Annotated in this window: 21 protein-coding genes; 15 read left to right on the top strand and 6 right to left on the bottom strand. The window is 71.9% G+C overall.

Annotated features, from left to right (window positions below):
• Positions 1–258: 258 nt before the first annotated feature.
• From SSP29_RS11205 to SSP29_RS11195, 3 genes are read left to right on the top strand one after another with little or no spacing between them, the layout of a single operon-like run.
• Positions 259–1,089 carry a DUF5819 family protein gene (locus SSP29_RS11205; protein ID WP_089100402.1) on the top strand — a complete coding sequence of 277 codons (831 nt, stop codon included), beginning with the start codon at positions 259–261 and terminating at the stop codon, positions 1,087–1,089.
• Positions 1,086–2,297, top strand: a complete 1,212-nt coding sequence (locus SSP29_RS11200) for an HTTM domain-containing protein (RefSeq protein WP_089100401.1) — start codon at positions 1,086–1,088, stop codon at positions 2,295–2,297. Before SSP29_RS11205 ends, SSP29_RS11200 begins: the two co-directional genes overlap by 4 nt.
• Positions 2,294–3,028 carry a TrmH family RNA methyltransferase gene (locus tag SSP29_RS11195; protein WP_089100400.1) on the top strand — a complete coding sequence of 245 codons (735 nt, stop codon included), beginning with the start codon at positions 2,294–2,296 and terminating at the stop codon, positions 3,026–3,028. The genes SSP29_RS11200 and SSP29_RS11195 overlap by 4 nt, the downstream gene beginning before the upstream one ends.
• A gap of 201 nt (positions 3,029–3,229) precedes the next feature.
• Here the strand turns inward: SSP29_RS11195 and paaN are convergent, their stop codons facing one another.
• Positions 3,230–4,921 carry a phenylacetic acid degradation protein PaaN gene (paaN, locus tag SSP29_RS11190; protein ID WP_089100399.1) on the bottom strand — a complete coding sequence of 564 codons (1,692 nt, stop codon included), beginning with the start codon at positions 4,919–4,921 and terminating at the stop codon, positions 3,230–3,232.
• 148 nt (positions 4,922–5,069) lie between these two features.
• On the opposite strand from paaN, the gene SSP29_RS11185 reads away from it, so the two are divergent.
• Together SSP29_RS11185 and SSP29_RS11180 are read left to right on the top strand one after the other, a co-directional pair.
• Complete coding sequence (locus SSP29_RS11185; RefSeq protein ID WP_089100398.1) at positions 5,070–6,584, top strand: 3-hydroxyacyl-CoA dehydrogenase; 1,515 nt, start codon at positions 5,070–5,072, stop codon at positions 6,582–6,584.
• Positions 6,581–7,168: a TetR/AcrR family transcriptional regulator gene (locus SSP29_RS11180; protein WP_089100397.1), complete on the top strand. Its 588-nt coding sequence runs from the start codon at positions 6,581–6,583 to the stop codon at positions 7,166–7,168. Before SSP29_RS11185 ends, SSP29_RS11180 begins: the two co-directional genes overlap by 4 nt.
• 33 nt (positions 7,169–7,201) lie before the next feature.
• On the opposite strand, the gene SSP29_RS11175 is transcribed toward SSP29_RS11180, so the two are convergent.
• Positions 7,202–7,702 (bottom strand): Lrp/AsnC family transcriptional regulator, encoded by a 501-nt coding sequence (locus SSP29_RS11175; protein ID WP_383703559.1) that lies wholly within the window; start codon positions 7,700–7,702, stop codon positions 7,202–7,204.
• Between the two features lie 175 nt (positions 7,703–7,877).
• On the opposite strand from SSP29_RS11175, the gene pdhA (SSP29_RS11170) reads away from it, so the two are divergent.
• The 5 genes from pdhA (SSP29_RS11170) to SSP29_RS11150 all read left to right on the top strand — a co-directional run bounded on the left by pdhA (SSP29_RS11170) (position 7,878) and on the right by SSP29_RS11150 (position 13,943).
• Positions 7,878–9,023 (top strand): pyruvate dehydrogenase (acetyl-transferring) E1 component subunit alpha, encoded by a 1,146-nt coding sequence (gene pdhA / locus SSP29_RS11170; RefSeq protein WP_089100395.1) that lies wholly within the window; start codon positions 7,878–7,880, stop codon positions 9,021–9,023.
• A complete protein-coding gene (locus tag SSP29_RS11165; protein WP_089100394.1) occupies positions 9,020–10,024 on the top strand; it encodes an alpha-ketoacid dehydrogenase subunit beta in 1,005 nt (334 codons plus the stop codon). Before pdhA (SSP29_RS11170) ends, SSP29_RS11165 begins: the two co-directional genes overlap by 4 nt.
• Complete coding sequence (locus SSP29_RS11160) at positions 10,024–11,364, top strand: dihydrolipoamide acetyltransferase family protein (protein WP_089100393.1); 1,341 nt, start codon at positions 10,024–10,026, stop codon at positions 11,362–11,364. The genes SSP29_RS11165 and SSP29_RS11160 overlap by 1 nt, the downstream gene beginning before the upstream one ends.
• Before the next feature lie 195 nt (positions 11,365–11,559).
• Positions 11,560–12,552: an NTP transferase domain-containing protein gene (locus SSP29_RS11155; RefSeq protein ID WP_089100392.1), complete on the top strand. Its 993-nt coding sequence runs from the start codon at positions 11,560–11,562 to the stop codon at positions 12,550–12,552.
• Positions 12,549–13,943 (top strand): molybdopterin molybdotransferase MoeA, encoded by a 1,395-nt coding sequence (locus tag SSP29_RS11150; protein WP_089100391.1) that lies wholly within the window; start codon positions 12,549–12,551, stop codon positions 13,941–13,943. The genes SSP29_RS11155 and SSP29_RS11150 overlap by 4 nt, the downstream gene beginning before the upstream one ends.
• A 34-nt stretch (positions 13,944–13,977) precedes the next feature.
• On the opposite strand, the gene SSP29_RS11145 is transcribed toward SSP29_RS11150, so the two are convergent.
• Positions 13,978–15,198, bottom strand: a complete 1,221-nt coding sequence (locus SSP29_RS11145) for an RNA-guided endonuclease InsQ/TnpB family protein (protein ID WP_089100390.1) — start codon at positions 15,196–15,198, stop codon at positions 13,978–13,980.
• Between the two features lie 139 nt (positions 15,199–15,337).
• On the opposite strand from SSP29_RS11145, the gene SSP29_RS11140 reads away from it, so the two are divergent.
• Entirely contained in the window at positions 15,338–16,318 is a 981-nt protein-coding gene (locus SSP29_RS11140) for an NAD(P)H-quinone oxidoreductase (protein WP_089100757.1), read from the top strand.
• A gap of 59 nt (positions 16,319–16,377) precedes the next feature.
• Here SSP29_RS11140 and SSP29_RS11135 read toward each other — a convergent pair whose 3' ends face one another.
• A complete protein-coding gene (locus SSP29_RS11135; protein WP_150133939.1) occupies positions 16,378–17,031 on the bottom strand; it encodes a hypothetical protein in 654 nt (217 codons plus the stop codon).
• Between the two features lie 187 nt (positions 17,032–17,218).
• On the opposite strand from SSP29_RS11135, the gene SSP29_RS11130 reads away from it, so the two are divergent.
• Positions 17,219–17,758 (top strand): bacterial proteasome activator family protein, encoded by a 540-nt coding sequence (locus SSP29_RS11130; protein ID WP_089100389.1) that lies wholly within the window; start codon positions 17,219–17,221, stop codon positions 17,756–17,758.
• A gap of 87 nt (positions 17,759–17,845) precedes the next feature.
• On the opposite strand, the gene SSP29_RS11125 is transcribed toward SSP29_RS11130, so the two are convergent.
• Entirely contained in the window at positions 17,846–19,576 is a 1,731-nt protein-coding gene (locus SSP29_RS11125; RefSeq protein WP_089100388.1) for a protein kinase domain-containing protein, read from the bottom strand.
• A gap of 318 nt (positions 19,577–19,894) precedes the next feature.
• On the opposite strand from SSP29_RS11125, the gene SSP29_RS11120 reads away from it, so the two are divergent.
• Entirely contained in the window at positions 19,895–21,484 is a 1,590-nt protein-coding gene (locus SSP29_RS11120; RefSeq protein WP_089100387.1) for a protein kinase domain-containing protein, read from the top strand.
• Positions 21,485–21,536: 52 nt separating this feature from the next.
• On the opposite strand, the gene SSP29_RS11115 is transcribed toward SSP29_RS11120, so the two are convergent.
• The gene (locus tag SSP29_RS11115) at positions 21,537–22,553 is read right to left on the bottom strand and encodes a phosphotransferase (protein ID WP_174855946.1); all 1,017 of its coding nucleotides are present in this window, start codon (positions 22,551–22,553) and stop codon (positions 21,537–21,539) included.
• A gap of 535 nt (positions 22,554–23,088) precedes the next feature.
• Here SSP29_RS11115 and pdhA (SSP29_RS11110) point away from each other — a divergent pair.
• Together pdhA (SSP29_RS11110) and SSP29_RS11105 are read left to right on the top strand one after the other, a co-directional pair.
• Positions 23,089–24,336, top strand: a complete 1,248-nt coding sequence (pdhA, locus tag SSP29_RS11110) for a pyruvate dehydrogenase (acetyl-transferring) E1 component subunit alpha (RefSeq protein ID WP_089100386.1) — start codon at positions 23,089–23,091, stop codon at positions 24,334–24,336.
• Between the two features lie 2 nt (positions 24,337–24,338).
• Positions 24,339–25,319: an alpha-ketoacid dehydrogenase subunit beta gene (locus SSP29_RS11105; protein WP_089100385.1), complete on the top strand. Its 981-nt coding sequence runs from the start codon at positions 24,339–24,341 to the stop codon at positions 25,317–25,319.
• The last annotated feature ends 1 nt before the right edge of the window (position 25,320 follow it).

Genomic DNA, 25,320 nt, shown 5'->3' with positions numbered 1-25,320 from the left:
CGCGGGAGCGTGGCCGGTGGGCGTGCCCGGACGTCGTATGACCTGCGGTGACCTCCGGCGCGCGGCCTCGGTGCCCCGCGCCGTGAGGGCCGGCGGCCGCGCCTGGAGTGGCGATGGCCACGCCGTCGGCCTCGTCCCCGGGGCTGCGCCCGACGGCCGGTGCTGAGTACCGTTCCGTGCGAGTGCCGGGCAGCGGCACACCCGGCGGTCCCGGATCGGCCGCCCGGACGACGTGGCGGGATCGGGGAACGGGGCGGCATGGACGACGCGTACGACGAGGGCGCGGACGCCCCGCACGGGCCGGACGGCCCGAGCGGGAGGCGTCCGGAGCCGGAGTCCGCCCCACCGGGCCCACCGGGCCGGCAGCCCCTCGACCCCCCTGCCGCGGCAGCGGAGTCCCCCGGCCCGCCGGCCCCGACCACGCAATCCCCCGCCCTCCCCCGTTCCGGCGTCGCCGCCCTCTCCCCCCGCTACCAGGTCGGCGCGGCCTTCGCCCTCGCCCTGGTGGCGGTCGCCGCCTGCGTGCACCTCGGGATGGTGTTCCTGAGCGTGGCGCCGGCGAACACGGTGACCAAGCAGCACGGCAAGGCGATCGAGGAGTGGGTGTACCCGGAGTTCGAACAGAACTGGAAGCTCTTCGCGCCGAACCCGCTGCAGCAGAACATCGCCGTACAGGTGCGTGCCGACGTCCTGATGCAGGACGGCACCACGACCACCACCGGCTGGAACGACCTGTCCGCACAGGACGGCAGGGCCATCGACGGCAGCCTGCTGCCCAGCCACACCGTGCAGAACGAGCTGCGCCGGGCCTGGGACTTCTTCGTCACCACGCACGGCACCGACAACCGGCCGATCGGCCTGCGCGGCTCCCTGTCCGAGCAGTACCTGCGCCGGATCGTCGTGATGCGCATGTACGCGGGGGACGCCACGAGCCAGAAGGGCACCATCGAGCGCGTCCAGGTGCGCTCCAGCACCACCAACGTGCCGCCGCCGGACTGGAGCGGCGAGAAGGTCTCCGACACGCCCGTCTACCGGGTGCTCCCGTGGTGGACGGTCACCGCGGACGAAGCGAACGGCGGTGTGCGGTGAACCGTCTCGCCCTGTGCCTGTCCCGTGCCATCGCCCGGGTCACCGAGGCGGCGCTCGGCCCGTACCAGACGGCCGTCGTCCGCATGGGCTTCGCCGCCACCTGGCTGCTGTTCCTGCTGCGCGAGTACCCGCACCGCCAGGAGCTGTACGGCCCCGACGGCCCCTGGAGCTTCGACCTCGCCCAGCAGCTGACCGCCGACAACCACGCCTTCACGGCGCTGCTGGCCTCCGACAGCCAGGCCTTCTTCGAGGTTTTCTACTTCCTCGCCGTCGTATCGAGCGCCCTGCTGCTGGTGGGCTGGCGCACCCGCGCCACGTCCCTGCTGTTCATGATCGGCGTGCTGTCCCTGCAGAACCGCAGCGTGTTCGTGGGCGACGGCGGCGACAACGTGCTGCACCTGATGTCCTTCTACCTGGTGTTCACGCGCTGCGGCCAGGTGTGGTCGCTGGACGCGCGCAGGGCGGCCCGCGCGAGTGCCGCACGCGCGCGTGGCGAGCGAGTGGCCCCCGACCGGGCGGGCCCCGCCCTGTGGGCGGTGTCGGGTCTCGTGCTGCTCGTGGCGGCGCTCACCGGCCGCACCGGCGGCGGCTGGCTGGTCCCGGCCGTCCTGTGGGCGACCTGGGCGGGCGCCGCACTGTGGTGGGCGGCAGGCCGCTGGGCGCGCACGCCCGAGCCCCGGATACTGCTGGACGTCATCGCCAACATCCTGCACAACGGCGCCCTGTTCGTGATCATGGCCGAGGCCTGCCTGATCTACTCCACCGCCGGCTGGTACAAGATCCAGGGCTCCCGCTGGCAGGACGGCACCGCCGTCTACTACCCGCTCCACCTGGACTACTTCTCGCCCTGGCCGGCCCTCGCCGACCTGCTGTCCGCCAACGGCACGCTGGTGATGCTGGTGACCTACGGGACGGTCATCGTGCAGGTCGCCTTCCCGTTCACGCTGTTCAACCGGCGGGTCAAGAACGTGCTGCTGGCCGCGATGATGACCGAGCACGCGGTGATCGCGGTCGTCCTCGGTCTGCCCTTCTTCTCGCTGGCCATGATCGCGGCGGACTCCGTCTTCCTGCCGGCCTCCTTCCTGCACCGGCTCGGCGGCTGGGCGGCACGCGCGCGTGACCGCGTCTTCCGCCGGACCGACCCCGAGCTGCCCGTGCAGCGCTTCCCGGAGGCCGACGAACAGCCCCGCGTAGGCTTCGGGGCATGACCGACCCCCTGGACCACTGGGCGCGGCTGGCCGGCTCCGCCGTCCTCCTCGACGGCTTCCACGCCCTCAAGCACGCGCTGCGCTTCGGCGCGGAGGTGCCGGTGGCGGTCACGACGGACCGGGCGGCGGCGCTGGCCCTGGCGGACGAGCTGGCGCCGGACGTACGGGAGCCGCTGGCCGCACTGCTGACGGAGGTGCCGTCGCAGACGTACGCGTCCCTCGTCCCGCGCCCGCACCCCACGGCGGTCGCCGCCCTGGCCGTACGGCCGTCCCGCGAGGCCAACCTGCGTGAGCTGGCCCGTGTCCCGCGCACCGCCCCGATCGTGGTCCTCGACGAGCCGCGCAACCTGGGCAACGCGGGCGCGGTGATCCGCCTGGCCGCGGGCTTCGGAACGACCGGAGTCATCACGACCGGAACCCTCGACCCCTGGCATCCGACGGTCGTCCGCGGTGGTGCGGGCCTCCACTTCGCCACGGCGGTGGAGCGGCTGACGGTGGCGGAGCTGCCCCAGGGCCCGCTGTTCGCCCTGGACCCGGAGGGCGAGGACATCAGGGCGGTGAAGCTCCCCGACGACGCGATCCTCGCCTTCGGCTCGGAGCGGACGGGACTCTCGGCCGACCTGCGCGCGCGAGCCGACGACTTGCTGCGGCTGCCGATGCGCCCTCAGGTGAGCAGCTATAACCTGGCCACCAGTGTTGCCATGACCCTGTTCCACTGGAGCGCCCCGTAAGGGGCGCGGGGAACTGCGCGACCAGCCCCGACGGCGCCGCACCGGCCGCGCAACCGTCCGCCACAACGGCGGCACCGCCCGGCTCGGCACCGCCGATCAACGCCGTCGTGGCGGAGCGCCGTTGCGGCGGCCAAAAGGATGGCGGCGACAGCCAGGAGCGGAGCCTGCCGCTGACGTCGGCCGACCGCGCGCCCCGCGCGCCTACGCCTCCCTGCGCACCTCGATCACCCGGAACCGGTTCGCCACGAACGCCCCGTCGCACAGCGCCGCGTTCGCCGCCGGGTTGCCGCCCGAGCCGTGGAAGTCGGAGAAGGCGGCCGTCTGGTTCACGTACACCCCGCCCACCAGGTTCAGCGACAGCTGGGCCGCCTCCTCCAGGCAGACCTCCTCCACCGCGCGCTCCACGTCGGCGTCGACCGTGTACGCCCCGACCGTCATCGCGCCCTTGTCGCGGACGGTCCGCCGCAGCAGCTCCACCGCGTCGGCGGCCGAGTCGACGGCGACGGCGAAGGACACCGGGCCGAAGCACTCGCTCATGTAGGCGGCCTCGTCGTCCGGCTTGGCCCCGTCCAGCTTCACGATCACCGGCGTGCGCACGACCGCGTCCGGGAACTCCGGGTTGGCGATCTCACGGGAGGCGAGGGCGACCTCGCCGAGCCCGGCGGCGGCCTCCAGGCGGGCCTTGACGTCGGGGTTGACGATGGCGCCGAGCAGCGCGTTCGCCCGGGCGTCGTCGCCGAGCAGGCCGTCGACCGCGCGGGCGATGTCGGCGGTCACCTCGTCGTACGTCTTCGGGCCCTCGTCGGTGCGGATGCCGTCGCGGGGGATCAGCAGGTTCTGCGGGGTGGTGCACATCTGGCCGCTGTACAGGGAGAGCGAGAAGGCCAGGTTGGAGAGCATCCCCTTGTAGTTGTCGGTCGACTCCACCAGCACCGTGTTGACGCCGGCCTTCTCCGTGTACACCTGCGCCTGGCGGGCGTTGGCCTCCAGCCAGTCGCCGAAGGCGGTCGAACCGGTGTAGTCGATGATCCTGATTTCCGGGCGGGTCGCGAGCGTCTTGGCGATGCCTTCGCCGGGGTGCTCCGTCGTCAGCGCCACCAGGTTCGGATCGAAGCCGGCCTCGGCGAGCACCTGGCGGGCGACCTGCACGGTGAGGGCCAGCGGCAGCACCGCGCGGGGGTGCGGCTTCACGAGGACCGCGTTGCCGGTGGCGAGGGAGGCGAACAGGCCCGGGTAGCCGTTCCACGTCGGGAACGTGTTGCAGCCGATGACCAGCGCGATGCCGCGCGGGACCGGCTTGAACGTCTTCGTCAGCGCGAGCGGGTCGCGCTTGCCCTGCGGCTTGCTCCACTCGGCCGCGTCGGGGGTGCGGGCCTGCTCCGCGTAGGCGTAGGCCACCGCCTCCAGGCCGCGGTCCTGGGCGTGCGGACCGCCCGCCTGGAACGCCATCATGAAGGCCTGGCCGCTGGTGTGCATGACCGCGTGCGCGAACTCGTGCGTCCGGTCGCTGATCCGCTTGAGGATCTCCAGACACACCACCGCACGCGCCTCCGCGCCGGCGTCGCGCCACGCGCGCTGCCCGGCCTGCATCGCCGGCAGCAGTGTGTCGACGTCGGCATGCGGGTAGGTCACGCCCAGCTCGATGCCGTACGGGGAGACCTCGCCGCCGGTCCAGTCGTCGGTGCCGGGCTGGCGGAGGTCGATGCGGTTGCCGAGGAGGGCGTCGAAGGCGGCCTTGCCCGCCGCCGCGTCCAGGCTGCCGTGCTCGCCGTAGGCCTTGGGGTGCTCGGGATGGGGGGACCAGTACGCGCGTGTGCGGATCGCCTCCAGCGCCTGGTCAAGCGTGGGCCGGTGCTTGGCGATCAGCTCGTGCGCGGTGAGTTCGGCGGTCATGCGGGACCAACTCCTCGTCTGATGAGCTCCCCTCGAAGCTCATGACCTGGGCGGAAACGGCCGGACAGAGTTAGAGTAACCGAACGATCGGTCGGGACAAGGGGGCCTGCCGCATCTGTGGAAAACCCCGTGCGGGAGGATCGCGCACATGACAGCACTCGACCTCAGCAGCACCGTGGGAGTCGTCGGCACCGGCACCATGGGCCAGGGCATCGCCCAGGTCGCACTCGTCGCGGGCCATCCCGTCCGGCTGTACGACACCGTCCCCGGGCGGGCCGAGGAGGCGGCCGAGGCGATCGGCGCCCGCCTCGACCGGCTCGTCGAGAAGGACCGGATGACGGCCGCCGCCCGGGACGCCGCCCGCGCCCGGCTGCTGCCCGCCGGCGAACTCACCGAGTTCGCCGACTGCGCGCTGGTCCTGGAGGCCGTCCTGGAGCGGCTGGAGGCCAAGCAGGAGCTCTTCCGGGCCCTGGAGGGCATCGTCGACGAGGACTGTCTGCTCGCCACCAACACCTCGTCCCTGTCGGTGACGGCCATCGGCGGAGCCCTGCGCAGCGCCTCCCGCCTGGTCGGCCTGCACTTCTTCAACCCGGCCCCGCTGCTGCCGCTGGTGGAGGTCGTCTCCGGGTTCGCCACCGACGTCACGTCGGCCACGCGCGCGTACGAGACCGCACGCTCCTGGGGCAAGACGCCGGTCGCCTGCGCGGACACCCCCGGCTTCATCGTCAACCGCATCGCGCGGCCCTTCTACGCCGAGGCCTTCGCGGTCCACGAGGCGCAGGCCGCCGACCCGGCCACCATCGACGCGGTGCTGCGCGAGAGCGGCGGCTTCCGGATGGGCGCCTTCGAACTGACCGACCTGATCGGCCAGGACGTCAACGAGTCCGTCACGCACTCCGTGTGGCAGGCCTTCTTCCAGGACGTCCGCTTCACGCCCTCCCTGTCCCAGCGCCGGCTGGTCGAGTCCGGCCGTCTCGGCCGCAAGACCGGGCACGGCTGGTACGACTACGCGGACGACGCCGAGCCCGCCGAGCCGCACACCGCCGAGCCCGCCGACCGGCCCGCCTACGTCGTCGCCGAGGGCGACCTGGGCCCCGCGGCCGAAGTGCTCGCGCTGATCCGCGAGGCGGGCATCCAGGTCCGTGAGGAGGACGAGGACCACGGCACCCGCCTGGTCCTGCCCAGCGGCGGCCAGCTGGTCCTGGCCGACGGCCAGACCTCGGTGGAGTTCCGGGACGTCGTCTACTTCGACCTCGCCCTCGACTACCGCCGCGCCACCCGGATCGCCCTCTCCGCGGGCCACGAAACCCTGCCCCAGACCCTCGGCGAGGCCATCGGCCTCTTCCAGGCGCTCGGCAAGCAGGTCAGCGTCATCGGCGACGTCCCCGGCATGATCGTCGCCCGCACGGTCGCCCGGATCGTCGACCTCGCGCACGACGCCGTCGCCAAGGGCGTCGCCACCGAGGAGGACATCGACACCGCGATGCGCCTGGGCGTCAACTACCCGCTCGGCCCCTTCGAGTGGAGCCGCCGCCTCGGCCGCGACTTCGCCTACGACCTCCTCGACGACCTGCACCTGCGCGATCCGAGCGGCCGCTACGCGCCCTCCCTCGCGCTCTACCGCCACGCCTACGCCACCGAGAAGCGGGAGGGCGCCTCATGACCACCGCCAAGCGCGACACCTACACCCCCGAGACCCTGCTCTCGGTGGCCGTCCAGGTCTTCAACGAGCGCGGCTACGACGGCACCTCCATGGAGCACCTCTCCAAGGCGGCCGGCATCTCCAAGTCGTCGATCTACCACCACGTCTCCGGCAAGGAGGAGCTGCTGCGCCGCGCGGTCAGCCGGGCCCTGGACGGACTGTTCGGGATCCTCGACGAGGAGCACGCGCGCGTGGGCCCCGCCGCCGACCGCCTGGAGCACGTCGTACGGCGCATGGTCGAGGTGCTGATCACCGAACTGCCCTATGTGACGCTGCTGCTGCGGGTGCGCGGCAACACCGACACCGAGCGGTGGGCGCTGGAGCGGCGCCGGGACTTCGACCACCGGGTCGCCGACCTGCTGAAGGCGGCCGCCGCCGAGGGGGACATACGCGCTGACGTCGAGGTGCGCCTCGCCACCCGGCTGGTCTTCGGCATGGTCAACTCGATCGTGGAGTGGTACCGCCCGAACGGACACGGCATGAGCGAGCGCGAGGTCTCCGAAGCGGTCGTCCGGCTCGCCTTCTCCGGACTGCGCGCGCACTGACCCCGGCGGCCGTCCCGGGCCCGCGCACCGACCTCAGCCCTGCGGCTCCAGGTCCTCCTCCTCGAACACCAGCAGCGTGCGGCTGCTGAGCACCTCGGGGATGGCCTGGAGCCGGGTCAGCACCAGCTCGCGCAGCGCCCGGTTGTCGGGTGTGTGCACCAGGAGCAGTACGTCGAAGTCCCCGCCCACCAGGGCGATGTGGGAGGCGCCGGGCAGCTGCCGGAGCTGCTCGCGGACCGTGCGCCAGCTGTTCTGGACGATCTTCAGCGTGATGTAGGCCGAGGTGCCCTGGCCGGCCCGCTCATGGTCCACGCGGGCGCCGAAACCGCGGATCACCCCGTCCTCGATGAGCCGGTTGATACGCGCGTAGGCGTTGGCGCGCGAGACGTGGACGCGTTCGGCGACCGACCGTATCGATGCCCGGCCGTCCGCCTGGAGGATCTGCAGGATGTCCTGATCGATGGCGTCCAGCGGGCGCGCGGGCGGCAGTGCGGCGCGGTCCTGCGGCCCTTCGGCCATTTGTTCAGGTGCCATGTCCCCCCGCCTCCCTACCATGGACGTACTGCGTTCATTCCAGGCTGTGGAGAACCGTTTGTCCACAGCCTGGAGCCGCCTGTAGCCAAAATGTGCCGACGACCGAACAATCGGTAGGTGGGACGGGTCACAGGCGATCCGTCTCCTGTAGCCACCCCCATGAGGAGGTGCCGTCATGACGGTCATGGAGCAGCGCGGCGCATACCGCCCGTCGCCGCCGCCCGCCTGGCAGCCCCGGACGGACCCCGCGCCGCTGCTGCCCGACGAGCGCCCGTACCGCGTCCTCGGGACGGAGTCGGCCGCCAAGGCCGACCCGGAGCTGCTGCGCCGGCTGTACACCCAGCTCGTGCGCGGCCGCAGGTACAACGCCCAGGCGACCGCCCTCACCAAACAGGGCCGCCTCGCCGTCTACCCCTCCAGCACCGGCCAGGAAGCCTGCGAGGTCGCCGCCGCGCTCGCCCTCGAAGAGCGCGACTGGCTCTTCCCCAGCTACCGGGACACCCTCGCGGTGATCGCCCGGGGCGTGGACCCCGTCGAGGCGCTCACCCTGCTGCGCGGCGACTGGCACACCGGCTACGACCCCTACGCCCACCGCGTGGCCCCCCTCTCCACCCCCCTCGCCACCCAGCTCCCGCACGCCGTCGGCCTCGCCCACGCGGCCCGCCTCAAGGGCGACGACGTGGTCGCGCTCGCCATGGTCGGCGACGGCGGCACCAGCGAGGGCGACTTCCACGAGGCCCTGAACTTCGCCGCCGTCTGGCAGGCCCCGGTCGTCTTCCTGGTCCAGAACAACGGCTTCGCCATCTCCGTCCCGCTCGCCAAGCAGACCGCCGCCCCCTCCCTGGCACACAAGGCCGTCGGATACGGCATGCCGGGCCGCCTGGTCGACGGCAACGACGCGGCCGCCGTGCACGAGGTCCTCGCCGACGCCGTACGGCGCGCGCGCGAGGGCGGCGGCCCGACCCTGGTCGAGGCGGTCACCTACCGGATCGACGCCCACACCAACGCCGACGACGCCACCCGCTACCGCGGCGACACCGAGGTCGACACCTGGCGTGACCACGACCCGATCCTGCTCCTGGAGCGCGAGTTGACCGACCGCGGACTCCTTGACGAGGACACCGTCCGGCGGGCCCGCGAGGACGCCGAGACGATGGCCGCCGACCTGCGCGAACGCATGAACCGCGACCCCGAACCCGACCCCATGCACCTCTTCGACCAGGTGTACGCCGAGGCCACCACGCAACTGCGCGAACAGCGCGCCCTGCTCCGCGCCGAGCTGGAGGCCGAGCAGCAGGACCAGGAAGGCGGCCACCGATGACGACCGTCGCCGTCAAGCCCGCCACCATGGCGCAGGCGCTCACGCGCGCGCTGCGGGACGCCATGGCCGCCGACCCCGCCGTGCACGTCATGGGCGAGGACGTCGGCACCCTCGGCGGGGTCTTCCGGGTCACCGACGGCCTCGCCAAGGAGTTCGGCGAGACCCGCTGCACCGACACCCCCCTCGCCGAGGCCGGCATCCTCGGCACCGCCGTCGGCATGGCCATGTACGGACTGCGCCCGGTCGTGGAGATGCAGTTCGACGCCTTCGCCTACCCCGCCTTCGAACAACTCATCAGCCATGTCTCGCGGATGCGCAACCGCACCCGCGGCCGGATGCCCCTCCCGATCACCGTCCGCGTCCCCTACGGCGGCGGCATCGGCGGCGTCGAGCACCACAGCGACTCCTCCGAGGCCTACTACATGGCCACCCCCGGCCTGCACGTCGTCACCCCCGCCACCGTCGCCGACGCCTACGGCCTGCTGCGCCGGGCCATCGCCTCCGACGACCCGGTCGTCTTCCTCGAACCCAAGCGCCTGTACTGGTCCAAGGACACCTGGAACCCCGAGCACCCGACGGACGTTGAACCCATCGGCCGCGCGGTGGTGCGCCGCACAGGACGCAGCGCATCGCTCATCACCTACGGCCCGTCCGTACCGGTCTGCCTCGAAGCCGCCGAGGCCGCCCAGGCGGAGGGCTGGGACCTCGAAGTCGTCGACCTGCGCTCCCTGGTGCCGTTCGACGACGAGACGGTCTGCGCCTCGGTACGGCGCACCGGGCGCGCGGTCGTCGTACACGAGTCGGGCGGGTTCGGCGGACCGGGAGGGGAGATCGCGGCACGCGTGACCGAGCGCTGCTTCCATCATCTGGAGGCGCCGGTGCTGCGCGTGGCCGGGTTCGACATTCCCTACCCGCCGCCGATGCTGGAGCGCCACCACCTGCCCGGCGTCGACCGCATCCTGGACGCGGTGGCGCGTCTGCAGTGGGAGGCCGAGGGCTGATGGCACAGGTGCTGGAGTTCAAACTGCCCGACCTCGGGGAGGGGCTCACCGAGGCGGTGATCGTCACCTGGCTGGTCCAGGTGGGCGAGGTCGTCGCGATCGACCAGCCGGTCGTCGAGGTCGAGACCGCCAAGGCGATGGTCGAGGTCCCCTGCCCCTACGGCGGTGTGGTCACCGCCCGCTTCGGCGAGGAGGGCACCGAACTGCCCGTCGGCGCCCCGCTCCTGACGGTCGCCGTCGGCGAGGCCACCACGGTCCCCGAGGCGGAGGGCTCCGGCAACGTCCTGGTGGGATACGGCACGGGGACGCCTCCGGCACGCCGCCGACGCATCCGCAACACCGCCCCGGACCGGGCCAACGGCACGGCCGACCGGGGTACCGCACCGGAACCGGCACCGCACACCGCCGTCGCGGAAGCGGCGCTCCACGCGCAGGTGCCCGCACCGCCCGCTCCGCTCACCGAGGGCCCCGTCCCGGTGATCTCCCCTCTGGTCCGCCGCCTCGCCCGGGAAAACGACCTGGATCTGCGCCGGCTGTCCGGCTCGGGCCCCGACGGCCTGATCCTGCGCGCCGACGTCGAGGACGCCCTGCGGGTCAGCGCGGCCCGCGCCGCCGCCCCCAGGACCGCGCCCACTCCCTTGACGGCCCCCTCCGGCACCCGCACCCCCCTCAAGGGCATCCGTGGCGCGGTCGCCGACAAGCTCTCCCGCAGCCGCCGGGAGATCCCCGACGCGACCTGCTGGGTGGACGCCGACGCGACCGAGCTGATGCGCGCGCGCACCGCGATGAACGCGGCGGCGGGCCCGAAGATCTCCCTCCTCGCGCTCCTCGCCCGGATCTGCACGGCCGCCCTGGCCCGCCACCCCGAGCTGAACTCCTACGTCGACGTCGAGGCCCGCGAGATCGTCCGGCTCGACCACGTCCACCTGGGCTTCGCCGCGCAGACCGACCGCGGCCTGGTCGTCCCCGTCGTCCGCGACGCCCAGGCCCGCGACGCCGAGTCCCTGACGGCGGAGTTCGCCCGCCTGACCGAGTCGGCCCACGCCGGCACGCTCACCCCCACGGACCTCACCGGCGGCACCTTCACCCTGAACAACTACGGCGTCTTCGGCGTCGACGGCTCCACCCCGATCATCAACCACCCCGAGGCGGCGATGCTCGGAGTCGGCCGCATCGTCCCGAAACCGTGGGTCCACGAGGGTGAGCTGGCGGTCCGCCAGGTCGTCCAACTCTCCCTGACCTTCGACCACCGGGTCTGCGACGGCGGCACGGCGGGCGGCTTCCTGAGGTACGTGGCCGACTGCGTGGAAAACCCGACGGTACTTCTCAGGACACTCTGACCACAGCGCGCCCTTTGGGGGCGCGGGGCTGTATCAATATGCGGCTCCGCCGCGTGGGCGCGACCAGCCACACACAACCCGCACTCGCGTACGGCCGCCACGCCCCGCCCCTTGGGGCACATCCGCAACCACACCCTGCGGATCCCACGCCCCCCATCGGTTCCCCGTGATCAGAACGCCCCCCATACTCGAAAGGTGACCGCCACCGACCCCCCGCCCTACGACGCGATCGTGCTGGCCGGCGGTGCCGCCAGGCGTCTCGGCGGGACCGACAAGCCCTCCGTCCGGGTAGGCGGCCGTCCCCTCCTCGACCGCGTCCTCGCGGCCTGCGCCGGCGCACGGCGGACCGTCGTCGTGGCGGCCCCCCGCCCCACTTCCCGCCCGGTCCACTGGACCCGCGAGAACCCCCCGGGCGGCGGCCCGGTCGCCGCCCTCGACGCCGGCCTGCGTCACACCACCGCCGACTGCGCGGTCGTACTCTCCGCAGACCTCCCCTTCCTCGAAGAGGCAACCGTGGAGCGCCTGTTGTCGGCTCTCCGCGCCTCCGGTGCGGATGCCGCACTGCTCACCGACGCCGACGGCCGGGACCAGCCCCTCGTCGCGGCCTACCGCACCACCGCACTCCGCCACGCCCTCGTGGCCCTCGCCGAAGGCAACGGCAAGGGCAACGGCGGCGACAACGGCCTCACCGGCCTCCCTCTGCGGCGCCTGACCGCCGCACTGAACCTCACCCGTGTCCCGGACCCCCTCGCGTCCTTCGACTGCGACACCTGGGACGACATCGCCGACGCCAGGGCACGCATCAGGGAGCATGGGCACGTGTTGGATGAATGGATCTCCGCAGTCAAGGACGAGCTGGGCATCAACCTGGACGTCGACACGCGCGTCCTGCTCGACCTGGCCCGGGACGCCGCGCACGGCGTGGCCCGTCCCGCCGCCCCGCTGACCACCTTCCTCGTCGGCTACGCGGCCGCACAGGGCAAGGGCGGCCCTGAGGCGGTCGCCGAGGCGGCCCACAAGGCCACCGCGCTCGCCCTGCGCTGGGCGGAAGAGGCGAACACCGCCGGCGAGAAGTCCGCCGGCGAGAAGTCCGCCGGTGAGAAGCCCGACGCCGAGAGGCCCGCCGCCGACGGGCCGGGCTCCGACAAGCCGGGTCCCGACAGCCCCGCCCCCGGGCCCGGCCGGTGACCGCCCCCGGCACCCGGGCCGGCACATCCGCCGCCGCGGACACCGACGACGATCTCGACGTCGAGGAGGCGCTCGCCCTAGTGAGAGAGCCCAGGGAGCCCCGGCAGGACGCGACCGCCGCGCCCACCCACTACGGCGCGCCCACCCATCGCGGCGAGCACGCCCGTGGCGGACCGTCGGCGCACCGCCACCGCGCCACCCCCTGGCCCCAGGCCCGCGAGACCGCCGCCCGCGCCGCCCGCTCCGGCGCCCGCCGAGTCCCCGTCTCCGTACCGCTGGCCGACGCCCTCGGACTGACCCTCGCCGCCCCGCTGGACGCGCTCACCGACCTGCCCTCCTTCGACACCTCCGCGATGGACGGCTGGGCGGTCGCCGGCCCCGGCCCCTGGAACGTACGCGAGGAGGGCGTGCTGGCCGGGCACGCGCAGCCCGAGCCGCTCACCGACGGCGAGGCGGTCCGCATCGCCACCGGCGCCCGGATCCCGGCGGACACCACCGCGGTGCTGCGCAGCGAGCACGGCCGTCTCGACGTCCAGGGCCGACTGCACGCCACCCGTGAGATGGTCCACGGCCAGGACATCCGCCCGCGCGGTCAGGAGTGCCGTAGCGGCGACCAGTTGCTGCCCGTCGGCACCCTGGCCACCCCGGCCGTCCTCGGCCTCGCCGCGGCCGCCGGATACGACACCGTCACCGCGGTCCCCCGCCCTCGCGTCGAAGTCCTGATCCTGGGCGACGAGTTGCTGACCGAGGGGCTCCCGCACGACGGGCTCATCCGGGACGCGCTCGGCCCGATGCTGCCGCCCTGGCTGCGCGCGCTCGGCGCCGAGGTCACCGCCGTACGCCGGCTCGGCGACGACGCCAAGGCCCTGTACAAGGCGATCACCTCCTCGACAGCCGATCTCGTCGTCACCACGGGCGGCACCGCCTCCGGACCGGTCGACCACATCCACCCCACCCTGGAGCGCATCGGCGCCGAACTCCTCGTCGACGGCGTCAAAGTGCGCCCCGGCCACCCCATGCTGCTGGCCCGCATCAAGCAGAACCAGCACCTCGTCGGCCTCCCCGGCAACCCCCTTGCAGCCATCTCCGGTCTGCTCACCCTCGCCGAACCCCTCCTGCGCACCCTCGCCGCCCACCCGGCCCCCGAGCCGTATGCGATGCCGCTGGCAGAAGCGACGCACGGACACCCGTACGACACCCGGCTCGTCCCGGTCGTCCTGCGGGGCGACACCGCGATCCCGCTGCACTACAACGGCCCGGCCATGCTCCGTGGCATCGCCGCCGCCGACGCGCTCGCGGTCGTGCCGCCGGGCGGAGCACAGCAGGGTGAGGAGACGGAACTCCTTGACCTGCCATGGGCGGCCGCGGGCGTCGGAGTGTGTTTCACTTGACGGCTCCCCTCCGCGGGCGGAGGGGATTCCTGGCTCAGGCTGCCTCAGGGAGCTGCGCTCTCAGAGGTCTTACGCCCTCAACACCAGCCGGGTTCAGACCTGCCCGGACCAGCATCACGCGGGCGGAGTTCTTGTCTCTGGGGGAGACGGCTCCGCACGCGGTGCAGGTGTAGACGCGTTCGGACAGCGGTAGTGCGTGCTTGGTTCTCGCTCCGCACCGTGCGCAGTCCATGGTCGTATGCGCGGGATCGACGAGCCGGACATCCCGCCCGTGCTTGCGGCCCATCTCGATCAGCGCCTTCTTCGTGGCGCCGATGGCGGCGTCTGCCGCCTTGCGCGCCATCGAGGACTTGGCGAGGAACTTCGGGCGGAAGTCCTCGACTGCGATGATGTCGTGGTCAGTCACGACCTTCTTCGACCATTTACGGGCGGTGTCCTGCCGCTGCCGGGCGATCTTCGCGTAGTTCTTCGCCCGCCATTTCTTCGCCTCGCGGTAGTCCTTCGAGGCGGCTTGCCCCTTCTTGGGTGCGCGCCGGGCCATCATCCGGTCGTACCGAGTGAGCTTGGTTTGGGCATTGCGTCCGTGTTGGGCATGCGGGAGGTCATGGGCATCAGAGGTGGTGGTAGCGGTCACCGTGACACCCCAGTCCACGCCGAGCACAGCGCCTGTCTTCGGCAGCGGCTGTACCTCCACGGGCACCACGAACGAGCAATACCAGTGCCCGATGCTGTCGCGATACACACGCACGGACGATGGTTCGGCGGGCAAGTACCGCGACCACACCACCGTCAACACGATCCCGCCCGCGAGGTGCAGGCGATCGTCCTTCAGCCGGAATCCGCGCTTCGTGTAGTTCAGCGTCGGCAAGGCCTCGCGCTTCTTCTTGTATTTCGGCATACCAGCCCGCCGCCACTGCGGCAGGCGCTCCTTGATGTCCTTCTGCGCCTTCGCTCGGGACTTGCCGAAATCCCGGATGAGCTGCTGCTGTGCCACCGAGCTTCCCTGGCGGAGCCACAGCGTGCGCTTTCGTGTCTCGGTCAGCATCCTGTCGAGCTGCGCCGGGCCGCAGGTCCGCTTCTCGCCGGTGGTCTCGTAGTGCAGGTGGGCGGCCTTGGACTTGGCGACACACTCGTTCCAGATCCACCGACAACGGTCCCACTCCGCCAACAGCGCCTCGCATGCCGTCGACGACACACGCAGCCGGTACGTGTACCGGGCGTGCCCGACCTCGTCGGCTTCCGCGGATGTCGTCATAACGCCACTGTGCGGTCATGCATTCGCCTCTCGCCCAAGAATCCGGCAGAGCTACACGAATGGGTGACTGCCCAGTCTGCTACGGACTGGGCGATCGCTGAATCCTCCTCTTTCTGGAGGAAGCAGTAGCGTCATGACCATGTATGCGATCACGATTCCCGAACCCGGTGGGCCCGAGGCACTGGTGTGGGACGAGGTTCCCGATCCGGTGCCCGGCGAGGGCGAAGTGCTGGTCGAGGTGGTGGCCAGCGCCGTCAACCGTGCCGACATCCTGCAGCGGCAGGGCCACTACAGTCCGCCGCCGGGCGCGTCCCCGTACCCCGGTCTGGAGTGCTCCGGGCGGATCGCCGCGCTCGGCCCCGGCGTCTCCGGCTGGTCGGTCGGCGACGAGGTGTGCGCACTGCTCGCGGGCGGTGGCTACGCCGAGAAGGTCGCCGTGCCGGCCGGGCAGCTGCTGCCGGTGCCCGAGGGCGTGGACCTGAAGCAGGCCGCCGCGCTGCCCGAGGTGGCCTGCACGGTCTGGTCGAACGTGTTCATGATCGCCCACCTGCGCCCCGGCGAGAACCTTCTCGTGCACGGCGGCTCCAGCGGCATCGGCACCATGGCGATCCAGCTGGGCAAGGCGATCGGCGCCACGGTAGCGGTCACCGCGGGTACGAAGGAGAAGCTGGACTTCTGCGCCGAGCTGGGCGCGGACATCCTCGTCAACTACCGCGAGCAGGACTTCGTCGCCGAGGTGAAGCAGGCCACCGACGGCGCGGGGGTCGACGTCATCCTCGACAACATGGGCGCCAAGTACCTGGACCGGAACGTACGGGCGCTCGCGGCCAACGGGCGCCTCGCGATCATCGGTATGCAGGGCGGTGTCAAGGGTGAGCTGAACATCGGTGCGCTGCTCAGCAAGCGGGCGGCGATCACCGCGGCCTCGCTGCGGGCCCGGCCGCTCGCCGAGAAGGCGACCATTGTCGCGGCGGTGCAGGAGCATGTGTGGCCGTTGATCGCCCAGGGCCATGTCCGCCCGGTCGTCGACCGGGAACTGCCGATGGCGGACGCGGCACAGGCCCAGCGGGTGGTCGAGGCCAGCGAGCACATCGGCAAGGTTCTGCTGGTCACCCGGTAACGCCCTGCCCCCGCTCTGCCGCCGGCCCGTCCCAGTCCCGTCCCCGCGCTATCCCCGCGCTATCCCCGCCGTATCCGCAGGCCGAGAAAGGCCAGGCCGAGCCCGAGGCCGATCAGGACCAGGCCGCTGCCGAGCGGAAGGATGTGCAGCATGGGCTCGGTGTCGTCGTCCTGACCGGTGCCCATGACCTGGCCGGCGGGCTGCGGCTGGGGCGTGGTGGGGGCCAGGACGGCCTCCCGGGGCGGCGGCTGTGCGGAGGTGCCCGCCGGGCTTTCGGCTCCGCTCGACGCAGGCTCTGTCGCCGTCCCCTCGTCGTCGGGGTCGTCGGCGTCCTGGCTCTCGACCTTCGTCGCCGGTCCCTGGGGCCGCCCCGGTCGCATCCGGCCCTCACCGGCCAGCGTGCCGGCCAGCGACGGCGAGGGGGTGGCCGAGGCGCTGGCGGAGTCCGAGGGCAGTGGTTCGGGGTCGTACGCGACGGCGGTGTCGCACGGCAGCAGGACCGCCGCGAGGACGAGCAGCAGACGGACGGGCAATAGACGGACGTGCAGTAGAGGGACGGGCAGCAGACGGACGGACAGCAGCCGGCCGGACACGAGGCGTACCCGGCCCGGCGACGGGTCGCATGCCGCCCGGAGCCGTCCACCGGCGAGGGACCGTTCGAGTGCCGCGGGCGGCCGGGTACCGGCGCGGGGGAGTCGCAGCCTTGGAGTCACGTCGGTGACCTCCTGGAACACAGTCGTCGTCAGGCCGACGAACACCAGCCTCACATTCAACGACAAACCAGGCATTTCTGGTTGGGCCGATGGGTGTACACCCCGTTCGGGGCGGTTCCGAAAGGTGGATCAGCCCCCATGGGGGGCACCACGGTGGTGAGGTGTACGGGTGCGAGAGAATGGCGGCATGGAGATGCCGAGGAACGAACGGTCGCCCGAGAATCCGCAGATCCTGGTCGTGGGCCAGGACGGGATGGCACTCGGCGGCGGCAACGGGGACGAGGACTCCCGCGAGATCCCGGTGACGGAGATGGTGGAGCAGCCTGCCAAGGTCATGCGGATCGGCAGCATGATCAAGCAGCTCCTGGAGGAGGTGCGTGCGGCTCCCCTCGACGAGGCCAGCCGGGTCCGGCTCAAGGAGATCCACGCCAGCTCCGTGAAGGAGCTGGAGGACGGTCTGGCGCCGGAGCTGGTGGAGGAGCTGGAGCGGCTCTCGCTGCCGTTCACCGAGAACACGACCCCCTCCGACGCGGAACTGCGCATCGCGCAGGCCCAGTTGGTGGGCTGGCTTGAGGGGCTGTTCCACGGGATCCAGACCACCCTGTTCGCCCAGCAGATGGCCGCCCGGGCCCAGCTGGAGCAGATGCGGCGCGCGCTGCCGCCGGGCGTCGGCCACGAGGGCGAGGAGCACGGCCCGGCCGGCCGGGCCGGTGGGCCGTACCTCTAGACACCCCGAGACTTCCCAGACGGCGAAGGGCCCGGCGTACACCGCCGGGCCCTTTCTACTGCGCCTCGCGTTCTGCTGTGCCTCGCGTCAGCCGGTCGCCGGGTTGCCGGTCGACACCTTGAGCTCGACGGTCGGCATGTCCTGCGGGTCGACGTCGGTACCGGAGGTCGGGAACTGCTCCATGATCGTGCCGTCGCCGTACGTGTTCTCGTCCACGGAGACGATCTTCATCTGCCATCCGGCGGCCTGGAAGCACTCCTTGACCGACTTGATGTACTTGAACTTGAAGTCCGGGACCTGGATCTTGTCCGGGTCGTCGTAGGACTCCTGCGGTTCGGTGCACTCGGTCTTGTCGATGGTCTTCGAGGTGTCGGGACCGCGGTAGCCCGACGCGTGCGAGGCCGAGGTGCTCGCGGTGCTGCCACCGCCGCCACCGCTGCCGCCGGTGCCGTCATCGCCGCCGCCGTTGTTCAGCGCCAGTGCGACGATCAGGCCGATCACCGCGACCAGCGACACCGCGATCGACCCGATGACCACCGGCCGGTTGCTCTTCGCGCCGCTCCCCGCACCGCTGCCGATGCCGCCACCGCCGGAAGGCGCCTGGGGCGTGATGTGGTACGGGGGCGGCGTCGACGGCGCGGGCTGGGCGTACCCGGCCGGAGTCCGGTACCCCGCCTGCTGCGGATAGCCGTACGCCGGAGCGGGGGCAGGGCCAGGGGCCGGGGCCGCCGGGGCCGGGGTGCCGTACGGGTGCGGAGCCGGGGCCGGTGTCGGCTGGTACGGCTGGTACGGCGTCTGCACCGGCCCGGGAGACGCCGGCGCGGCCTGGCCGACCGGCGGGAACACGGCGGAGCCGACCCCGGCGCCGCTCTGCGTCGGCGGGATGCCCGGGACGATGCTCGGCGCGGCCGACTGGAGCGAGGCGGCGACCCGCAGGCACTCGTCGCGCATGGACTCGGCGGTCGGGAACCGCTCGTTCGGGTTCTTCTTCAGCGCGCGGGCGACCAGCGCGTCCACGGCCGGCGGAAGGGCGCGGTTGATCGAGGAGGGAGCGACCGGCTCCTCCTGGACGTGCGCGTAGGCGATGGCCAGCGGTGAGTCCGCGTCGAACGGCAGCCGCCCGGTGACCAGCTGGAACAGCATGATGCCGACCGAGTAGAGGTCGGAGCGGGCGTCCACGCCCCGGCCGAGGGCCTGCTCCGGCGAAAGATACTGCGGGGTGCCGACGACCATGCCGGTCTGGGTCATCGAGGTGACCCCGGACTGCATGGCGCGGGCGATGCCGAAGTCCATCACCTTGACGACCCCGCGCTTGGTCATCATCACGTTGCCGGGCTTGATGTCGCGGTGGACCAGCCCCATCTCGTGGCTGATCTCCAGCGCGGCCAGCACGTCGGCGGTGATCCTCAGCGCCTTGTCGGCGGGCATCGCGCCGTGCTGCCGTATGTCCTCCTCCAGCACCGAGCCGAGCGGGCGGCCCTCGACGTACTCCATGACGATGTACGGCATCGGCGGGCCGTCCCCCGCGGCGGAGCCGCCGTCGGACAACGTGTCCTCGCCGGTGTCGAAGACGGAGACGATATTGGTGTGCGTGAGCTTGGCCACTGCCTGGGCCTCGCGGCGGAAGCGCTCGCGGAACGCCTGTTCCCGGCCGAGTTCGGTGTGCAGGGTCTTGATCGCGACCTGACGGTCCAGGACCGCGTCGTACGCCAGGTGTACGGAGGCCATGCCGCCCTCGCCGAGCAGGTCGCGCAGCTGGTAGCGGCCACCGGCCAGAGCCCACCCCGTATAACGGCCGCGTGCGCCGTCCTGGCTCATTTTCCCCGTCCCCCGCCCGGCACTCGGGCACCCTTGTTGATCGAATGTCTCATTCCCGGCCAAGTCTGCCGGAGGGCACCGACACGTCAAGCACGGTGCCCGTTCCGTGACCGTACGCGAAGGAAGAGCCGCGGAAGCGTTACAGCGGCCGTACGTCCGGTACACAGAATTTGCACGAGAGTGCGTGGTACGGGTTTGATGGCCGGTCCGTCCACGGGCCGGATCCCGGACCGACGGGTTGCGCGGAGGCTGTAGCGTGGCCGACGGAGACCGTGACAACACCGCGCGCACCGCGGGCAGAAACGACGGCGAGGACCGATGGCACAGACGCACAGCGCCCAGGGCCCGTCCGACCCCGAGGCGACTGGCGGCGGTATGTCGGACTCGCCTGAGCTGTGGGGTAACGGAGGTCTGGTCGGCGACGGCCGCTACCGGCTCACCCACCGCCTCGGCCGGGGTGGCATGGCCGAGGTGTTCGCGGCCGAGGACGTACGGCTCGGCCGCACCGTGGCCGTGAAGCTGCTCCGCGCCGACCTCGCCGAGGACCCGGTCTCCAAGGCCCGCTTCACGCGCGAGGCCCAGTCGGTCGCCGGGCTCAACCACCATGCGATCGTGGCGGTGTACGACTCCGGCGAGGACGTGGTCGGCGGCCAGTCCGTGCCGTACATCGTGATGGAACTGGTCGAGGGCCGCACCATCCGTGAGCTGCTGATCGACGCCCAGGCGCCGGGCCCCGAGCAGGCCCTGATCATCGTCTCCGGGGTGCTGGAGGCGCTTGCCTACTCGCACCAGCACGGCATCGTGCACCGTGACATCAAGCCGGCCAACGTGATCATCACCCACAACGGCGCCGTCAAGGTGATGGACTTCGGCATCGCCCGCGCCCTGCACGGCGCGTCCACGACGATGACGCAGACCGGCATGGTCATGGGCACGCCCCAGTACCTCTCCCCGGAGCAGGCGCTCGGCAAGGCCGTCGACCACCGCTCCGACCTGTACGCCACCGGCTGCCTGCTCTACGAACTCCTCGCCCTGCGGCCCCCGTTCATCGGCGAGACCCCGCTGGCCGTGGTCTACCAGCACGTCCAGGACATCCCGGTGCCGCCGTCCCAGACCTCCGAGGGCGCCGCCCCGCCGGAGCTGGACGGCCTGGTCATGCGCTCGCTCGCCAAGGAGCCCGACGACCGCTTCCAGACCGCCGAGGAGATGCGCGGCCTGGTCCAGTACGGCGTGCAGATGCTGTACGACCAGGGCAGCCACACCGGCACCTGGAACACCGGCCCGGTCACCGTGCACGACGGCCGGTACACCCCGGCGGCCGGTTTCGCCGGTACGACCGTCATGCCGCACCCGGCGGCCGCCGCCGGGACCACCCAGATCCCGCAGCCGATCCTGCCGGGCGGCTACGGAGGCGGCGACGACGGCGGTTTCGAGGGGCACGGCAACCGGGGCAGCGGCCGCGGCAAGCTGTGGATCCTGGCCGTCCTCGCGGTGATCGCCGTCGCGGCGGGCGTCGCGCTGGGGCTGAACGGCGGCGGTGGCGGCGGCGACGGCAGCACCGGTACGTCGCAGTCGCCGACCACCTCGCAGACCACCAAGGACGCGACCGCCAGCGCGAGCCCGTCCGACGAGGCCAGCGACACGGCCACGGACACCGAGACCGCCACGAGCGGCTCGGACACCGGCAACAACAACGGGTACACGCCGTCGTCGACCCCGTCGTACACCCAGTCCGAGACGCAGAGCAGCGAGCCGAGCGACGAGCCGAGCGACACGGCGAGCGCCTCGCAGCCGACCGACACCGCGAGCTCGCCGGAGGGGCAGCCCTCCGACACGACGGGAACGGACGGCGGCGGCAGCGGCGACGGCGGCAACACCATCGAGGGCACCGGCTTGGGCGGCGGTTGAAGGACAGCGACGCCCTTCGGCTGACCTGCCGCTACCGGCTACCGGCTATTGGCTATTGGACGAAGGCGTCGCACACCGCGTCGTACTCCCGGGTCCACCACACGGCGAGCGCCGAGGCGGCCGGGAACTGGGGGTCCGCGCGGGTGTCGCCGCGCTCGTAGTGCCAGCGCAGCATCCAGAAGTCGTTGAGCCGCTCCCACCACACGCGGTGCACGGCCGCCGCGAGCTCCGAGGGCGTGGCCCCGGCCGCGCGCCGGTACGCGCGCGCGTACGCCCGCACCTTCCGCAGGTCGAGCGCTCCCGCCGGGCGGACGAAGAAGATCACGGCGGCGCGTACGGCCTCCTCCGCGCGGGGCTGCACCCCGAGCCGGTCCCAGTCGACGATCGCGGCGGGCGCGTCGTCCTTGTAGAGCAGGTTGAACGGGTGGAAGTCGCCGTGCACCCAGCCCACCGAGGCGCCGCGCGGGGGACGCCGGCCGGCGTGCTGCTCCAGGAGCGCACGGCGTTCGAGCAGCCGGTGGCGGGCGAGTTCGTCGAAGGCGTCGGCGGGGCGGTGCCGGCTGACGTGGGCGAGCAGGTCGTCGATGAGCGCGAAGGTGTCGGCGGGGTCGGCGCTCTCGACGGGATGGGGGCCGGTGGCCGGGCGGGTGCGTCCCTTGGGCGGCATCACATGCTCCAGGCAGGCGTGCACGGCGCCGAGGAGCGCGCCGAGCCGCGCGCACTCCCCGCGTGTGAGCTGTCCGCCGTGCCGGTGCCGGCCGTCGATCCAGGGGTGCAGCGCGTAGGCGTGGCCGCCCACGACGGCGACCGTACGGCCGTCGCGGTGGGCCAGGGGCGGGGCGACCGGGACGCCGAGGGCGGCGAGCCGCAGGGTGGCCAGATGACGTCGCTCGATGGCGGCCGGGTCGGCGGTGTCCGGGTCGAAGTGGTGCTTCAGGAAGTAGCGGCCGCGGGTGGTGCAGAGGCGGTAGCCGCGGTTGAGCAGGCCCTGTTCGACCGGCTCGCAGGCGAGCGCGGAACCGGCGGCGTACAGCCGGAGCAGGGGGCCCAGTGGGGGCGCGTGGGGCACGAGGGGTGGTACACATGAGCGCGGCACGCGCCAGATGCTAGGGCAAGCGCCAGCCCTGTGAGCTGGTCGTTGTCACAGGAAGTCGCCAATGGTCGCTTTCGGTCACGTGGCGAATGCAAGTGCGAAAGATGCGCCCCGGGGGCATGCCGCGAGGCGTAGGGTCACGGCGCCGCGCTCGGTACCCGGCGAGCAGACCGGACAACTCGATGTCTTCCCGTGGGCCTGGGCGGCGGGATAACGTGCCGTTGCTCCGGCCTCCTGCAAGGCTCTGACCAGCGACCTTCCGGCCCGCGTCGATTTACTAGGAAACCCAAGCAAAAAGTACTTGGATTTCCAAGCAAAAACGCAGGTCAGGAGGGGTTTCACAGAAATGTGGGGCACTGGGTAACGTGCATGTTGCAGGGCGCTCGCCGGGGCACCTGTCACGCCTGTTCCCGGCCGAGTGGCACACACCCCGTGCCACGGGTGTCGGAAGCAGGTGAGCCGCACTGGTTCACCCGGCAACCCCGGGGGCCGGACCGACGGAGGAGCACACGTGACCGTGGACAGCAGTGCCGCGAGCGAACCGCGACGCAGCGCCGCAGGCAAAGCCGGTACCACCGGCAGCAAGACCGGCACCAAGCGCACCACTCGCACCACCAGTCGCACCACCACCAGCACCGCCTCTCGCACCACCACACGCAGCACCACGAAGAAGAGCACCGATCCCGAACTCGTCCAGCTGCTGACCCCCGAGGGCAAGCGGGTCAAGAACGCCGAGTACGACTCCTACGTCGCCGGGATCACCCCCGAGGAGCTGCGCGGCCTGTACCGCGACATGGTGCTCACCCGCCGCTTCGACGCCGAGGCCACCGCCCTGCAGCGGCAGGGCGAACTGGGCCTGTGGGCGTCCCTGCTCGGCCAGGAGGCCGCCCAGATCGGCTCCGGGCGCGCCACCCGCGAGGACGACTACGTCTTCCCGACCTACCGCGAGCACGGCGTCGCCTGGTGCCGCGGGGTCGACCCGACCAACCTGCTGGGCATGTTCCGCGGCGTCAACCACGGCGGCTGGGACCCCAACAGCAACAACTTCCACCTCTACACGATCGTCATCGGCTCCCAGACGCTGCACGCCACCGGCTACGCGATGGGCATCGCCAAGGACGGCGCGGACAGCGCGGTGATCGCCTACTTCGGCGACGGCGCCTCCAGCCAGGGCGACGTCGCCGAATCGTTCACCTTCTCCGCGGTCTACAACGCCCCGGTCGTGTTCTTCTGCCAGAACAACCAGTGGGCGATCTCCGAGCCGACCGAGAAGCAGACCCGCGTCCCGCTCTACCAGCGCGCCCAGGGCTTCGGCTTCCCCGGCGTCCGGGTCGACGGCAACGACGTGCTGGCCTGCCTCGCGGTCACCAAGTGGGCGCTGGAGCGTGCCCGCAGCGGCGAGGGCCCGACGCTCGTCGAGGCGTACACCTACCGGATGGGCGCCCACACCACCTCCGACGACCCGACCAAGTACCGGGCCGACGAGGAGCGCGAGGCCTGGGAGGCGAAGGACCCGATCCTGCGCCTTCGCCGGTACCTGGAGGCCTCAAACCACGCGGACGAGGGATTTTTCGCGGAACTCGAAGCCGAGTCCGAGGCGTTGGGCAGGCGAGTGCGCGAAGCGGTACGGGCCATGCCGGACCCGGACAACTTCGCCGTCTTCGAGAACGTGTACGCGGACGGGCACGCGCTCGTCGACGAGGAGCGAGCCCAGTTCGCCGCCTACCAGGCGTCGTTCGCAGACGTAGAGGGGGTCTGACCATGGCAGCGGAAAAGATGGCTCTGGCCAAGGCGATCAACGAGTCGCTGCGCCGCGCGCTGGATTCGGACCCCAAGGTCCTCGTCATGGGCGAGGACGTCGGCAAGCTCGGCGGCGTCTTCCGGGTCACCGACGGCCTGCAGAAGGACTTCGGCGAGAGCCGCGTCATCGACACCCCCCTCGCCGAGTCCGGCATCGTCGGCACGGCGATCGGCCTCGCGCTGCGCGGCTACCGCCCGGTGGTGGAGATCCAGTTCGACGGCTTCGTCTTCCCGGCGTACGACCAGATCGTCACCCAGCTCGCCAAGATGCACGCCCGTTCGCTGGGCAAGGTCAAGATGCCGGTCGTCGTCCGCATCCCCTACGGCGGCGGCATCGGCGCGGTCGAGCACCACTCCGAGTCCCCGGAGGCGCTGTTCGCGCACGTGGCGGGCCTGAAGATCGTCTCCCCCTCCAACTCCTCCGACGCGTACTGGATGATGCAGCAGGCCATCCAGAGCGACGACCCGGTGATCTTCTTCGAGCCCAAGCGCCGCTACTGGGACAAGGGCGAGGTCAACACCGAGGCCATCCCCGGCCCGCTCCACAAGGCCCGTGTGGTCCGCGAGGGCACCGACCTGACCCTCGTCGCCTACGGCCCGATGGTGAAGCTCTGCCAGGAGGTCGCCGACGCGGCCGCCGAGGAGGGCAAGTCGCTGGAGGTCCTGGACCTGCGGTCCGTCTCCCCGATGGACTTCGACTCGATCCAGGCCTCGGTGGAGAAGACCCGCCGGCTGGTCGTGGTCCACGAGGCGCCGGTGTTCTTCGGTTCGGGCGCGGAGATCGCCGCCCGCATCACCGAGCGCTGCTTCTACCACCTGGAGGCCCCGGTCCTCAGGGTCGGCGGCTACCACGCCCCCTACCCGCCGGCCCGCCTGGAGGAGGAGTACCTTCCGGGCCTTGACCGGGTGCTCGACGCCGTCGACCGTGCCCTGGCGTACTGAG

Origin of the sequence: Streptomyces hyaluromycini (genome assembly GCF_002217755.1) — a bacterium.
Lineage (GTDB): Bacteria > Actinomycetota > Actinomycetes > Streptomycetales > Streptomycetaceae > Streptomyces > Streptomyces hyaluromycini.
This window is presented reverse-complemented; position numbering and strand designations above follow the sequence as displayed.

Excerpts from the sequence above, each read along its gene's own strand:
- SSP29_RS11205 (WP_089100402.1), top strand. The coding sequence starts at position 259 with ATGGACGACGCGTACGACGAGGGCGCGGACGCCCCGCACGGGCCGGAC.
- SSP29_RS11195 (WP_089100400.1), top strand. The coding sequence starts at position 2,294 with ATGACCGACCCCCTGGACCACTGGGCGCGGCTGGCCGGCTCCGCCGTC.
- paaN (WP_089100399.1), bottom strand. The coding sequence starts at position 4,921 with ATGACCGCCGAACTCACCGCGCACGAGCTGATCGCCAAGCACCGGCCC.
- SSP29_RS11185 (WP_089100398.1), top strand. The coding sequence starts at position 5,070 with ATGACAGCACTCGACCTCAGCAGCACCGTGGGAGTCGTCGGCACCGGC.
- SSP29_RS11180 (WP_089100397.1), top strand. The coding sequence starts at position 6,581 with ATGACCACCGCCAAGCGCGACACCTACACCCCCGAGACCCTGCTCTCG.
- SSP29_RS11175 (WP_383703559.1), bottom strand. The coding sequence starts at position 7,702 with ATGGCACCTGAACAAATGGCCGAAGGGCCGCAGGACCGCGCCGCACTG.
- pdhA (WP_089100395.1), top strand. The coding sequence starts at position 7,878 with ATGACGGTCATGGAGCAGCGCGGCGCATACCGCCCGTCGCCGCCGCCC.
- SSP29_RS11165 (WP_089100394.1), top strand. The coding sequence starts at position 9,020 with ATGACGACCGTCGCCGTCAAGCCCGCCACCATGGCGCAGGCGCTCACG.
- SSP29_RS11160 (WP_089100393.1), top strand. The coding sequence starts at position 10,024 with ATGGCACAGGTGCTGGAGTTCAAACTGCCCGACCTCGGGGAGGGGCTC.
- SSP29_RS11145 (WP_089100390.1), bottom strand. The coding sequence starts at position 15,198 with ATGACGACATCCGCGGAAGCCGACGAGGTCGGGCACGCCCGGTACACG.
- SSP29_RS11140 (WP_089100757.1), top strand. The coding sequence starts at position 15,338 with ATGTATGCGATCACGATTCCCGAACCCGGTGGGCCCGAGGCACTGGTG.
- SSP29_RS11130 (WP_089100389.1), top strand. The coding sequence starts at position 17,219 with ATGGAGATGCCGAGGAACGAACGGTCGCCCGAGAATCCGCAGATCCTG.
- SSP29_RS11125 (WP_089100388.1), bottom strand. The coding sequence starts at position 19,576 with ATGAGCCAGGACGGCGCACGCGGCCGTTATACGGGGTGGGCTCTGGCC.
- SSP29_RS11120 (WP_089100387.1), top strand. The coding sequence starts at position 19,895 with ATGGCACAGACGCACAGCGCCCAGGGCCCGTCCGACCCCGAGGCGACT.
- SSP29_RS11105 (WP_089100385.1), top strand. The coding sequence starts at position 24,339 with ATGGCAGCGGAAAAGATGGCTCTGGCCAAGGCGATCAACGAGTCGCTG.